Annotated in this window: 10 protein-coding genes; 9 read left to right on the top strand and 1 reads right to left on the bottom strand. The window is 66.7% G+C overall.

Annotation, left to right across the window (positions count from 1 at the left end; all coding sequences use genetic code 11):
- Positions 1–57: 57 nt before the first annotated feature.
- From rpoD to ACG02S_RS13280, 9 genes are all read left to right on the top strand, one after another.
- A complete protein-coding gene (gene rpoD / locus ACG02S_RS13320; protein WP_394470941.1) occupies positions 58–2,301 on the top strand; it encodes an RNA polymerase sigma factor RpoD in 2,244 nt (747 codons plus the stop codon).
- Between the two features lie 153 nt (positions 2,302–2,454).
- Positions 2,455–3,423 (top strand): adenylate/guanylate cyclase domain-containing protein, encoded by a 969-nt coding sequence (locus ACG02S_RS13315; RefSeq protein WP_394470940.1) that lies wholly within the window; start codon positions 2,455–2,457, stop codon positions 3,421–3,423.
- A 4-nt stretch (positions 3,424–3,427) separates the two neighbouring features.
- Positions 3,428–4,528 carry a ferrochelatase gene (hemH, locus tag ACG02S_RS13310; RefSeq protein ID WP_394470939.1) on the top strand — a complete coding sequence of 367 codons (1,101 nt, stop codon included), beginning with the start codon at positions 3,428–3,430 and terminating at the stop codon, positions 4,526–4,528.
- Positions 4,525–4,947, top strand: coding sequence for an RNA-binding S4 domain-containing protein (locus ACG02S_RS13305; RefSeq protein ID WP_394470938.1), 423 nt, complete (start codon positions 4,525–4,527; stop codon positions 4,945–4,947). Before hemH ends, ACG02S_RS13305 begins: the two co-directional genes overlap by 4 nt.
- A gap of 83 nt (positions 4,948–5,030) precedes the next feature.
- Positions 5,031–5,555, top strand: a complete 525-nt coding sequence (gene grpE / locus ACG02S_RS13300) for a nucleotide exchange factor GrpE (RefSeq protein ID WP_394470937.1) — start codon at positions 5,031–5,033, stop codon at positions 5,553–5,555.
- 59 nt (positions 5,556–5,614) lie between these two features.
- Positions 5,615–7,591 (top strand): molecular chaperone DnaK, encoded by a 1,977-nt coding sequence (gene dnaK / locus ACG02S_RS13295; protein WP_394471150.1) that lies wholly within the window; start codon positions 5,615–5,617, stop codon positions 7,589–7,591.
- A 146-nt stretch (positions 7,592–7,737) separates the two neighbouring features.
- Entirely contained in the window at positions 7,738–8,889 is a 1,152-nt protein-coding gene (dnaJ, locus tag ACG02S_RS13290) for a molecular chaperone DnaJ (RefSeq protein ID WP_394470936.1), read from the top strand.
- A gap of 269 nt (positions 8,890–9,158) precedes the next feature.
- Entirely contained in the window at positions 9,159–10,787 is a 1,629-nt protein-coding gene (locus tag ACG02S_RS13285) for a response regulator (protein ID WP_394471149.1), read from the top strand.
- A gap of 82 nt (positions 10,788–10,869) precedes the next feature.
- Complete coding sequence (locus tag ACG02S_RS13280) at positions 10,870–12,546, top strand: phosphoethanolamine transferase (RefSeq protein WP_394470935.1); 1,677 nt, start codon at positions 10,870–10,872, stop codon at positions 12,544–12,546.
- A 7-nt stretch (positions 12,547–12,553) separates the two neighbouring features.
- Here the strand turns inward: ACG02S_RS13280 and ACG02S_RS13275 are convergent, their stop codons facing one another.
- Positions 12,554–13,678 carry a PA0069 family radical SAM protein gene (locus ACG02S_RS13275; RefSeq protein ID WP_394470934.1) on the bottom strand — a complete coding sequence of 375 codons (1,125 nt, stop codon included), beginning with the start codon at positions 13,676–13,678 and terminating at the stop codon, positions 12,554–12,556.
- Between the last annotated feature and the right edge of the window lie 53 nt (positions 13,679–13,731).

Here is a 13,731-nt window from a genome sequence, read left to right as displayed (position 1 = left end):
CGGCCGCGGTGGCTGCCGCATTTCAGAATTGACCGCGCAAACCCTCGAAGGACCTGCATGACCGCCAAGAAGACCGCGACCAAGGCCAGCCCCGCCCCCGCAGAAGAACTGAAGAAGAAGACAGCCGTGAAGGCTGCTGCCGAAGCGCCCGCCAAGACCGCGAAGGCCGCTGCCAAGCCTGCGGCCAAGGCGACGGCCGATGAGGACAAGCCCAAGCGCGGTCGCAAGCCCAAGGCGGAAACCACGTCCAAGAAGGCCGGTGCGAAGAAGGAGTCCGAGGACGAAGAGGACTTCTCCGACATCGATGCCGACGTTGAGGGCGAAGTCGAAGAGGTGGTTGCGGAAGAAACGACGGAAGTCGCCGAGGAGACGGTCAAGGCCAAGCCGCTGCGCATGAAGGTCAGCCGCGCCAAGGAGCGCGCCCTGATGCGCGAGTTCGGCCTGGAAGAGACGGCCCTGACCGAAGAGGAAGCTCTCAAGCGCCGCACGGAGCTGAAGACCCTCATCAAGATGGGCAAGACGCGCGGTTTCCTGACGCATCAGGAAATCAACGACCATTTGCCCGAGAAGCTGGTCAGCGAGGAAATCCTCGAGGCCATCATCTCGATGCTCAACGACATGGGCATTGCGGTGTACGAGCAGGCGCCGGACGCCGCCACGCTGCTGATCCAGGGCAACACCACCGCCACGTCGACCGAAGAAGAAGCGGAAGAAGCCGCGGAAGCCGCGCTGTCGACGGTGGACTCGGAATTCGGCCGCACGACCGACCCGGTGCGCATGTACATGCGCGAAATGGGCACGGTCGAACTGTTGACCCGTGAAGGCGAAATCGAAATCGCCAAGCGCATCGAAGGCGGCCTGCAGGCCATGATGCTGGCGATCTCGGCGTCGCCGACGACCATCGCCCACATTCTGGAGTACGCCACAAAGATCCGCGCCGGAGAGATGCAGATCTCCGACGTCGTCGACGGCTTCGTGGCCGAGGACGAGGCCGACGACTACGTGGCTGAGGAAGACTTCGACGAGTTCGACGAGGAAGACGACGACGACGGCAACGGCGGCTCCAAGGCGCTGACCAAGAAGCTCGAAGAGCTGAAGAACGCCGCGCTGGTGAAGCTGGACTCGATGTCCGCCGCCTTCGACAAGATGCGCAAGGCCTTCGAGAAGGACGGCTACAAGTCGGTCCCGTACAACAAGGCCCAGCAGGCGATCAGCGCAGAGCTGATGACCATCCGCTTCACGGTCAAGACGATTGAAAAGCTGTGCGACATCCTGCGCTCGCAGGTGGACGACGTGCGCCGCTATGAGCGCGAGCTGCGCAAGATCGTGGTCGACAAGTGCGGCATGCCGCAGGAACACTTCATCAAGACCTTCCCGCCGAACGCGCTGAACCTGAAGTGGGCAGAGAAGGAAGTCGCCGCCGGCAAGCCTTACAGCATCATCCTGAGCCGCAACCTGCCGCCCGTGCAGGAGCTGCAGCAGAAGCTGACGGACATCCAGGCCAAGGCCGTCGTGCCGCTGGACGACCTGAAGGACATCAACAAGAAGATGAACGAGGGCGAAAAGGCCTCTCGTGACGCGAAGAAGGAAATGATCGAGGCCAACCTGCGCCTCGTGATCTCCATCGCCAAGAAGTACACCAACCGCGGCCTGCAGTTCCTGGATCTGATCCAGGAAGGCAACATCGGCCTGATGAAGGCGGTGGACAAGTTCGAATACCGCCGGGGCTACAAGTTCTCGACTTACGCGACGTGGTGGATCCGCCAGGCCATCACGAGGAGCATTGCCGACCAGGCCCGCACCATCCGCATCCCGGTTCACATGATCGAGACGATCAACAAGATGAACCGCATCTCGCGCCAACACTTGCAGGAGTTCGGCTTCGAGCCGGACGCGCCGACGCTGGCCGAGAAGATGGAGATCCCGGAAGACAAGATCCGCAAGATCATGAAGATCGCCAAGGAGCCGATCTCCATGGAAACGCCGATCGGCGACGACGACGACAGCCATCTGGGCGACTTCATCGAGGACACCAACAACACGGCGCCCATCGAGGCCGCCATGCAGGCTGGCCTGCGCGACGTGGTGAAGGACATCCTCGACTCGCTGACACCGCGCGAAGCCAAGGTGCTGCGCATGCGCTTCGGCATCGAGATGCAGAGCGACCACACGCTGGAAGAAGTCGGCAAGCAGTTCGATGTGACGCGTGAGCGGATCCGCCAGATCGAGGCCAAAGCCATTCGCAAGCTGAAGCACCCGAGCCGGTCGGACAAGCTCCGCACGTACCTGGACAACCTGTAAGGTTGGACGAGGACGTGGCCGCCGCAGGCCGTGCGGGCTGCACGGCAGGCCGTACCAAGTTAGCGCCCCGACTTGCGCAGCAAGCGGGGCACAAGCTGCGCACGGCATCAAGGCCGGCCCCGTCCGGCCTTTTTTGCGTCCTACACTGAACCCATGACCGCGATCCGAGAGCGCACCGTCCTCTTCGCCGACCTGCGTGGCAGCACCGGACTCTACGAGTCCCTCGGCAATGCCGAGGCCAGCGGCCTTGTCACGCAGACGGTCAGCCAGATCAGCGAAGCCGTGCTGGAGAGCGGCGGCCACCTGATCAAGACGCTGGGCGACGGCCTGATGGCCGCGTTCGAGACGCCGCGCGACGGTGTGCGCGCCGCCCAGCGCATGCAGGAGATGTTGGAGAAGACCGTGCAGCGCGCGCGTCGGCTCAACAACCCCGCGATGCTGGCGCTGCGCCTGCAAGTGGCGCTGGCGCGTGGAGAAGTGGTCGAATTGAACGGCGACTGCTTCGGCGACGCGGTCAACGTGGCGGCCCGCCTCATCGACCACGCCGGTGACGGCGAGATCCTCATCACCGCCGAGGTGCTGGGCGGCCTGCACCACGCGTCCAAGGGGCGCTTTCGCAGCCTGGACCGCATCTCCGTGCGTGGCCGCGTCGAACCGGTCCACGTCTACCGCCTGGATGCCGCGCCCCTGTTGGGCGCTGACTCGGCCGCGACGCAGTTCGGCGAGCCGATGCGCTCCGTCGAGCCGGACGGCATGCGGCTGGTCTGGCACGATCTGGACCGCGTGTTCGACATCGATTCCATGCCCATCGTGCTGGGTCGCAGCGTGCAGGCCACCTACTGCATCACCGATGCACGCGTGTCGCGCTCGCACGCGCGCATCGACTGGCAGGGCAGCAGTTTCGAGCTGACCGACCTCTCCTACAACGGCACCTATGTGCGCTTCGGCGACTCGGGCGAACTGCTGAGCCTCAAGCGCGGCAACTGCACGCTGCACGGCAGCGGCAGCATCGGCCTGGGCGGCCCGCCCGGCGACGAGCAGTCGCCCACCGTGCGCTTCGAGGTGCTGCACTTTGCCGACACCGAGCCCCAGCCGTTCGGTGGCCCCCGCTCACGCCGTTGATCCCATGGTCTTTCTTCCAGAACCGCCGCAGCGCCACGGCGCCGCCGCAGGCCCCGAAACCGCCGTGCTGCTGTGCAACCTCGGCACTCCCGACGCGCCGACCGCGCCGGCGCTGCGCCGCTACCTGGCGCAGTTCCTGGCCGACCCGCGCGTTGTCGAGATCCCGAAGCTGCTCTGGGCCCTGATCCTGCACGGCGTCATCCTGCGCGTGCGGCCGGCCAAGTCGGCGGCGAAGTACCAGACTGTCTGGACCCCTGACGGTTCGCCGCTGAAAGTGTGGACACAGAAGCAGGCCGCGCTGCTGCAGGGCATGCTGGGCGAGCGCGGCCACCGCGTGCGTGTGGCCTACGCCATGCGCTACGGCCAGCCGGCCATCGCCGCCACGCTGGAGGCGCTGAAGCGCGAAGGCGCGCGCCGCGTGCTGGTGCTGCCGGCCTACCCGCAGTATTCCGGCGCCACCACCGCCAGCGTCATCGACGATGTGGCGCGCTGGTCCCTGCAGACCCGGCACCTGCCCGAGCTGCGCTTCATCAACCGCTATCACGACGACGCCGCCTACATCGGCGCGTTGGCCCAGACCGTGCGCGAGCACTGGCAGCGCGAGGGCCGCGCCGACAAGCTGGTCATGAGCTTCCACGGCATGCCCGAGCGCACGCTCCAGCTGGGCGACCCCTACCACTGCGAGTGCCTGAAGACCGGCCGCCTGCTGGCCGAGGCGCTGGGGCTCAAGGACGGCGAGTGGCTGGTGACCTTCCAGAGTCGTTTTGGCAAGGCCAAATGGCTGGAGCCCTATACCGAGCCGAGCCTCATCAAGCTCGCCAAGGAAGGGCTCAAGTCCGTCGACGTCATCTGCCCGGGCTTTGCTGCAGACTGCCTGGAAACGCTGGAAGAGATCAACCAGGAGGCACGCGAGGCCTTCCTGCACGCGGGCGGGCAGCGCTTCGGCTACATCGCCTGCCTGAACGACCATCCGGACGGCATGCGCGCCTTGGCCGGCCTGGCCGAACGCCACCTGCAGGGCTGGCCCACGACCCATGCGGCGCCCCACCCCGACACGCTGGCATTGCAGCGCCAGCGCGCGCTGGCCGCCGGAGCGAAGGAATGAGCGAGCCGTTGTCCGGCATGCGGCTGGACAAGTGGCTGTGGGCCGCGCGCTTCTACAAGACGCGGGCGCTGGCGGTCGACGAGATCAACCTGGGCCGGGTGCGCGTCGGCGGCCAGCCGGTCAAGCCGGCGCGGGACGTGAAGGTCGGCGATGTGCTGAGCATCCGCATCGGTGCCTTGACACGCGAGGTGTCGGTCCTCGGCCTGTCCAACCAGCGCGGCCCGGCGCCGCAGGCCCAGGCGCTGTACGCCGAGACGCCCGCCAGCGTGACTGCCCGCGAGGCCGCCGCAGAAGCGCGCCGGCTGGCACCGGAACCGGCAGCGGCCATCGAACAAGGCCGCCCCACCAAGCAGGACCGGCGCCGGCTGGCAGACTGGGATCGCTGGTCGGCTTCGCTGGACGACGACGATCCGGGTTGACCCGGGGTAATTCAATTTGAATCTCCCCTCTTGAAAGCGGGACATGGCGCCCCAAGTCTGCGCGGTCCTGAATCTCGACTGCCATGACGACCGACAACCATTTGCCCGAAGACGCCGCCGCTGACGCCAACGAGCCCACGGCGGCCGACCTGAATCCCGAAATCAAGATCGCCGACCTCGAACGCCGACTGGCGGACATGAGCGACGCGTACATGCGCGCCAAGGCCGAGGTCGAAAACACCCGCCGCCGCGCCGACGAGGACATTGCCAAGGCGCGCAAGTTTGCCGTCGAAGGCTTTGCCGAAGCCATGCTGCCAGTCATGGACAGCCTGGACGGCGCCATCGCCACACCTGGTGCGGCCGTCGAAGTGGTGCTGGAGGGCGTGCACGCCACGCGCCGCCAACTGGCCAGCGCGCTGGAGCGCAACAAGGTCGTCGAGATCAACCCGGCCGCCGGCGCCAAGTTTGACCCGCACCAGCACCAGGCCATCTCGGTGGTGCCGGCCGAGCAGGAGGCCAACACCGTCGTGGCGGTGCTGCAGAAGGGCTTCCTGATCGCGGACCGCGTCCTGCGCCCTGCGTTGGTTACTGTCACCGCACCCAAGTAATTCACAACCTGCCGCTCTTGAAGGCGGCTGAGTTATCCACAGATTCGAAGCATCCAAGCATTCACCAGGAGCAACAAAAAATGGGAAAGATCATCGGCATTGACCTCGGCACGACGAACTCTTGCGTCGCGGTCATGGAGGGCAACACGACCCGCGTGATCGAGAACGCCGAGGGCGCGCGCACCACGCCGTCCATCATTGCCTACCAGGAAGACGAGGAAATCCTCGTTGGCGCCTCGGCCAAGCGGCAGTCGGTCACCAACCCGAAGAACACGATCTACGCGGTGAAGCGCCTGATCGGCCGCAAGTTCGCCGAGAAGGAAGTGCAGAAGGACATCGACCTGATGCCCTACACCATCGCCGCCGCCGACAACGGCGACGCCTGGGTGGAAGTGCGTGGCAAGAAGCTGGCGCCCCCGCAGGTGTCGGCTGAGATCCTGCGCAAGATGAAGAAGACCGCCGAGGACTACCTGGGCGAGGAAGTGACCGAGGCCGTCATCACGGTGCCAGCCTACTTCAACGACGCGCAGCGCCAGGCGACCAAGGACGCCGGCCGCATCGCGGGCCTGGACGTCAAGCGCATCATCAACGAGCCCACCGCCGCGGCGCTCGCCTTCGGCCTGGACAAGCACGGCAAGGGCGACCGCAAGATCGCCGTCTATGACCTGGGTGGCGGCACGTTCGACGTGTCCATCATCGAGATCGCCGACGTGGACGGCGAGATGCAGTTCGAGGTGCTGTCGACCAACGGCGACACTTTCCTGGGCGGTGAAGACTTCGACCAACGCATCATCGACTACATCATTGCCGAGTTCAAAAAGGACCAGGGCGTCGACCTGACCAAGGATGTGCTGGCCCTGCAGCGCCTGAAGGAAGCGGCCGAGAAGGCCAAGATCGAGCTGTCCAATTCGTCACAGACCGACGTCAACCTCCCCTACATCACGGCGGACGCGAGCGGCCCGAAGCACTTGAACGTCAAACTGACCCGCGCCAAGCTGGAGTCGCTGGTGGACGAGCTGATCGAGCGCACCATTGCGCCCTGCCGCACGGCGATCAAGGACGCCGGCGTGTCGGTCAGCGAGATCGACGACGTGATCCTGGTCGGCGGCATGACCCGCATGCCCAAGGTGCAGGACAAGGTCAAGGAGTTCTTCGGCAAGGAACCGCGCCGTGACGTGAACCCCGACGAGGCCGTGGCCGTCGGTGCCGCCATTCAGGGCCAGGTCCTGGGCGGCGAGCGCAAGGACGTGCTGCTGCTGGACGTCACCCCGCTGAGCCTGGGCATCGAGACCCTGGGCGGCGTGATGACGAAGATGATCAAGAAGAACACGACCATCCCGACCAAGTTCTCGCAGACCTTCTCGACCGCCGACGACAACCAGCCGGCCGTGACGATCAAGGTCTACCAGGGTGAGCGCGAGCTGGCGCAGGCCAACAAGTCGCTGGGCGAGTTCAACCTGGAAGGCATCCCGCCGGCCCCGCGCGGCACGCCGCAGATCGAAGTCTCGTTCGACATCGACGCCAACGGCATCCTGCATGTCGGCGCCAAGGACAAGGGCACCGGCAAGGAAAACAAGATCACCATCAAGGCGAACTCGGGCCTGTCCGAGGCCGAGATCGAGAAGATGGTGAAGGACGCCGAGGCCAACGCGGCCGAGGACAAGAAGAAGGTCGAACTGGTGCAGGCCCGCAACCAGGCCGACGGCATGGTCCACAGCGTTCAGAAGTCGCTGGCCGAGCATGGCGACAAGCTGGACGCCGGCGACAAGGAGAAGATCGAGGCCGCCGTGAAGGACTTGGAAGAAGCCATCAAGGGCGACGACCAGGCCGCTATCGAGGCCAAGACCGAGGCGCTGATGACTGCCAGCCAGAAGCTGGGCGAGAAGGTCTATGCCGACCAGCAGGGTGCGCAGGCTGCGGCCGCTGCAGCGGCGGGTGCCGAGCAGACCGAGCCAGCGCCGCAAGGTGAAGCCAAGCGCCCGGCCGACGACAACGTCGTGGATGCCGAGTTCAAGGAAGTCAAGGACGGCAAGTAAGCCCTCGTTGACCCGGCCCGGTGGCGCTGCGAAGTGCCGCCGGGCCTTTGACGTTACAGAGAAACATGTTGACCCGAACTTCACTGCGTTCAGTGCCCTCCGTGGGGGATTCAGTGTCGTTGGGGCGGCCTGGCGGACCCTAAGCAATGGCTTCCAAGCGCGATTACTACGAAATCCTCGGCGTCGCCAAGAACGCATCCGACGAGGACATCAAGAAGGCCTACCGCAAACTGGCCATGAAGTACCACCCCGACCGCAATCAGGGTGACGGGGCGAAGGCGGCCGAGGAGAGCTTCAAGGAGGCCAAGGAGGCCTACGAGATGCTGTCCGATGGACAAAAGCGTGCGGCCTACGACCAGTACGGGCACGCCGGTGTCGACCCCAACATGGGCGGCGGTCGCGGCGGGCCGGGCGCGGAGGGCTTCGGCGGTTTTGCCGAGGCCTTCGGCGACATCTTCGGCGACATCTTCGGCGGCCAGGGCGGCGGACCGCGGCGGGGCGGCGGCCAGCAGGTCTACCGCGGCAGCGACCTGAGCTACGCGATGGAGATCACGCTCGAAGAGGCGGCACGCGGCAAGGAAACGCAGATCCGCATCCCGAGCTGGGAGAACTGCGAAACCTGCTCCGGCACCGGCGCCAAGCCCGGCACTTCGGCCAAGACCTGCGGCTCCTGCCAGGGCTCGGGCCAGGTGCACATGCGCCAGGGCTTCTTCAGCATCCAGCAGACCTGCCCGCACTGCCACGGCAGCGGCAAGATCATTCCCGACCCCTGCACGGCCTGCAACGGCCAGGGCAAGGTGAAGAAGCAGAAGACGCTGGAGGTGAAGATCCCGGCCGGCATCAACGAAGGCATGCGCATCCGCTCCGCGGGCAATGGCGAACCCGGCGTGAACGGCGGCCCGGCGGGCGATCTCTACATCGAGATCCGCATCAAGCAGCACGACATCTTCGAGCGCGACGGCGATGACCTGCATTGCACGATGCCGGTGTCCATGATCACGGCCGCGTTGGGCGGCACGATCGAGGTGCCCACGCTCGGCGGCAAGGCAGAGATCGAACTGCCCGAGGGCACGCAGCACGGCAAGACCTTCCGCCTGCGCGGCAAAGGCATCAAGGGCGTGCGCAGCAGCTATCCGGGCGACCTGTACTGCCACATCGCCGTCGAGACGCCGGTCAAGCTGACCGAGCACCAGAAGAAGCTGTTGAAGGAACTCGACGAGTCGCTGAAGAAGGGCGGCGAGCGCCACTCGCCCAACGCCAAGAGCTGGACAGACCGCGTCAAGGACTTGTTCAAGTAAAGCGCCCGCCCGGCTCATCTCGAAGGCCGCAGCCCTGCAGACGGGGGCTGCGGCCTTTTTCATCCCCCCAAGCCACGCGGGTGCGACGACGGCCTGCGCCTTAGTTCACGGCGCACGCCCCGCGGGCGGCATCAACCCGCTCACTCCTGACACTCCGACGCCCTACAGTCGTCCGACCGCCACAGCCCCGACTCATAAGTGATTTTTCGTGTCCGTTTGTCGATCAGAGTCCACGGCTTTGCGCCGCGCAAGGAGCCTCTGTGTTCCTGATGGACCAGCACATCCAGACCGCGTCGGCGCTGATCATCGACAGCAACGCCACGTCGCGCAGCCTGATGTCCGCCCAGCTGCGCGACCTCGGCGTGGGCACGGTCAAGCAGACGCCGCGCGTGAAGGACGCGCGCGTGATGCTGGAGAACCAGACCTTCGACATCGTGCTGTGCGATTACCACTTCGACAGCAGCGACACATCGGGCCAGGACCTGCTGGACGAGCTGCGCCGCGAAGGCCTGCTGCCGCACTCGACCGTGTTCGTCATGGTGACCAGCGAGGCCACCTACGCCAAGGTCGCCGAAGCCGCGGAAGCCGCGCTGGACGCCTACCTCATCAAGCCCTACACCAGTGCCAACCTGGCCGAGCGGCTATCCAGCGCGCGCCAGCGCAAGCGCACGCTCAAGGACATCTTCGAGGCCATCGAGACGCAGGACTTCGAGACCGCGGCCAACCTGTGCATGGCGCGCTTCGAGGCCAAGGGCAAGTACTGGCTTTACGCCGCGCGCATCGGCGCCGAGTTGTTGCTGCGGCTGAAGCGCTTTGACGATGCCAAGACCCTCTACGAGGCCATCATCGCGGCCAAGACCGTGCCGTGGGCGCGACTGGGCGTGGCGCGCACCGAGGTCGCCACGGGCAACCTGCAGGCCGCGCGCCGCACGCTGGAAAACCTCATCGGCGACCTGCCCGACTACGCCGATTCGCACGACCTGATGGGCCACGTGCAGATGGAACAGGGCGACCTGCAGCAAGCCCTGAAGACCTACCAGACCGCCGCGACACTGACGCCCGGCTGCCTGCTGCGGCTGCAACGCTGCGGCTCGCTGGGCTTCTATGCCGGCCAGCGCCAGGAGGCGATGCGCATGCTGGAGCGCGCGATGTCGCAGGGCCTGCGCTCCAAGCTGTTCGACATGCTCAGCCTGGTGCTGGTGGGCCTGATGCGGTTCGACGAGAAGGACTACAAGGGCTTCAAGTACGCACACGACGCGCTGTCTGCGGCGATGGAGCGTGCGCCGGGCTCCATCCGCCTGCAGCGCTTCGACCTGGTGTTCCGCGGGCTGGCCTTCCTGCTGGAGCGCCGCGTGGGCCAGGCATTGGTCGTCGCACGGGAGTTCACCGAGCACGCGGACGCGGGTAGCTTCGACCTGGAATGCGCGTCGCTGCTGACGGCCCTGTGGATCCGCCTGTCCAGCCAGGAGGTGGAGCTGGAGGAGATGATGCCCGTGCTGCGCCAACAAGGCCTGCGCCACTGCACGTCCAAGGCCAGCACCGAGATCCTCGTCGCGATGACCGAGGGGCACCTGGGCGCCGCCCAGCAGTTCCGGGAGTGCCAGCAGCAGATCTTCAGCGTCGCCGAGACGGCCATGCGGCACTCGATGCGGGGCAGCGCCACGGTTGCCGTCGAGCTGCTGATCCAGCAGGGCGAGATCTCGCGCAACGCCAAGCTCATCGACATGGCCGGTCTGGTGCTCAAGCGCCATGCCGAAAAGATCGGCGAGGCCGACGTGCTGGCAAGGCGCATCGAGGCACTGCACCAGCGCTACGTCAAGCCCATGGCCGGCGGCCCGGCCAAGCCCCGCGCCACCGGCAGCGTCGCGCTGCGAACGGCCGCACCGCAGCCGACCTGACGCTGGCGGCAGACAACTTCGTCTCAGCTTCGCCCCGACAGCGCCCGCGAGAATTCGCGACGCTTCCGCTCCGTCCCATTCCATGCCCCTGTTCAAGCGCCTGCTGGCGTGGCTGCGGCCCGACGCCGCTCGCCCCCTGACCCAGGTCTGGCTCGCCGCGCTGTGGATGGGGCTGCTGGCCAATTGGCCGCTGTGGCAGCAACTGCATGTGCTGCCGGACGTCCCGCCGGGATTCATCGTCGCCTTCGCGGGCATGGTGGTGTGCGCCACCGGTGCCGTGCTGAGCCTGCTGGCCTGGCCGCGGCTGGTCACCGCGGTGCTGGTCGTGCTACTGATGGCATCGGGCGCCCTGGCCCATTTCATTGGCAGCTACGGCATCGTCTTCGACACCACGATGGTGACGAACCTGATGCAGACCGATATGCGCGAGACGCTCGACCTGCTGAGCTGGCAGCTGCTGCTGAGCGTCGTGCTGCTGGGCGCCCTGCCCGTCTGGTGGCTGTTGAGCCGCCCGCCGGCGCCGGCCCAGGCGCCGGCATGGCGCGTCGGCGGCAATCTTGCCGCCTTCGCGCTGGGCATCACGGGCACCTTGCTGCTGGCGCTGCTGCAGTTCTCGGCACTGTCTTCCACCGTGCGGAGCCACAAGCCGGTTCGCTACATGGTGACGCCGCTGAATGCGGTGTACTCACTGACCGCTGTTTCCGTGCGATCGCGGGCCGCGCCGCTCGGGCCGCCTGCCGTCATCGGCGCCGACGCGCACCTGCTGCCGCGCGCTGAAGGCAGCAAGCCGCCGCTGCTGATGCTGGTCGTCGGCGAGACGGCGCGTGCAATGAACTTCAGCCTGAATGGCTACCCGCGCAACACCAATCCCGAACTGGCCGGGCTGCCCGTGCTGAGCCTGCGCCAGGTCACCTCCTGCGCCACGGCCACAGCGGCGTCGCTGCCGTGCATGTTCTCGCCGCTGGGCCGCGAGGCCTTCGTCGACCTGAAGGAGCGGCAGGAAAACCTGCTGGACGTCCTGCAGCGCGCCGGCCTGGCCGTGCTGTGGCTGGACAACCAGAGCGGCTGCAAGGGCCAGTGCGACCGTGTGCCGAACAGCTTCACAAACCAACTGCCGCGCGGCGCCGCGCCGCTGCCCGCCGGCCTGTGCGGCCATGACGAATTGGGCGGGGAGTGCTTCGACGAGGCGCTACTGCATGCGCTGGACCAACGCATTGCCGCGCTGGACCCGGCGCGGCTGAAGCGCGGCCTGGTGTTGGTCATGCACCAGATGGGCAGCCATGGCCCCGCCTACTTCAAACGCTCGCCGCCCGACTTGAAGCCCTTCCAGCCGGAGTGCCAGACCAACGCATTGCAAATATGCCCGCGCCAGCACGTCGTCAACGCCTACGACAACACCCTCGTGACGACCGACCGGCTGCTGGCGCGCAGCATCGCGTGGCTGCAGAAGCAGGACCGTCGCTTCGACCCCGGCCTGCTGTACGTGTCCGACCATGGTGAGTCGCTGGGCGAGAAAGGCCTGTACCTGCACGGCATGCCCTACGCGATGGCGCCGCGCGAGCAGACCCACGTGCCCATGATCCTGTGGGTGCCTGACGGCGGCCTGCTGGCAGCGTCACTGCAGCCCGGCTGCCTGGCCGGCCTGCGCGACCAGCGGGTGTCGCACGACCACCTGTTCCACACCGTGATGGGCTGGGTCGGCGCGCGGGCCGACGTGTACAAGCCCGAGCGCGACTTGCTGGCGGGCTGCCGGTCGTGAACGACCTCTAGAACAGGCTGCCCTGCGCGGTTGGCTTCTGGGGTTTGCGGAACACGGCGAGCTGCACCGGTCGCCGTTCGTTGCGCAGGCCCAGCTTCGTGACCGCGCGTCGCAGCCGCGCCTGCAGCAACTCGGCCCAGATGCCCTCGCCGGTGAAGCGCGTGCCGAAGCGCGCGTCGTTGTCCTTGCCGCCACGCATGTCGCGGATGCGCGCCATCACGCGCTCGGCACGGTCGGGGAAGTGGCGCTGCAGCCAGTCCTGGAACAGCGGGTTCACCTCCCACGGCAGCCGCACGGGGATGCTGAACGCGCTGCTCGCACCGGCCGCCGCGGCGGCCTCCAGGATGCGCTCCATCTCGGGCTCGTTGATGAACGGGATGATCGGTGACACGCTGACGCCGACCGGCACGCCGGCATCGGCCAGCAGCTGGATGGTGCGCAGCCGCCGTGCGGGCGCCGCGGCGCGCGGCTCCAGGATGCGCGCCAGGTCATTGTCCAGGGTCGTCACCGACAGGTAGACCGACACCAGCCCCTGCGCCGCCATCGGCGCGATCAGGTCCAGGTCGCGCTCGATGCCGCTGCTCTTCGTGACGACCGAGAACGGGTGCCCCGTCTCCGCCAGCACCTCGACGATGCGCCGCGTGATGCCCAGGCGGCGCTCGACCGGCTGGTAGGCGTCGGTCGCCGTGCCCAGCACCAGCGAGCGGGGTTCGTACCTGGCCCCGGCCAGCGTCTCGCGCAGCCGCTCAGCCGCGTTGACCTTGGCAACGATGCGCGTCTCGAAGTCCAGCCCCGGCGACAGGTTCAGGTAGCTGTGCGTGGGCCGTGCAAAGCAGTAGATGCAGCCGTGCTCACAACCGCGGTACGGGTTGATGGAGTAGTCGAACGAAATGTCCGGCGATTGGTTGCTGGTGATGATCTTCCTGGCCATCTCCTCAATGACCTGCGTGGCCGGCGGTAGGTGTTCCTCGGCGGCGTCCTGATCCAGCGAGCCCCAGCCGTCGTCGTACTGCTCACGCTCGCGCTGCTCGAAGCGGTGCGGCATGGCCGTGGCGCTGCCACGGCCCTTGATGGAGTCGAGCGGCACGAAGACAGGCTGCGCGGCGGCGATGCGGGTGGGTGCGGGCGACATGCTGTAAATGTATACAGTATTCGGCATTTGCCAAAGCCTTGACGAACACCGCG

The sequence above is a fragment of the Pelomonas dachongensis genome, from assembly GCF_043555865.1.
GTDB classification, from domain to species: domain Bacteria; phylum Pseudomonadota; class Gammaproteobacteria; order Burkholderiales; family Burkholderiaceae_C; genus Pelomonas; species Pelomonas dachongensis.
Note: the sequence above shows the minus strand (reverse complement) of the source record. Positions and strands in the feature narration are given on the sequence as shown.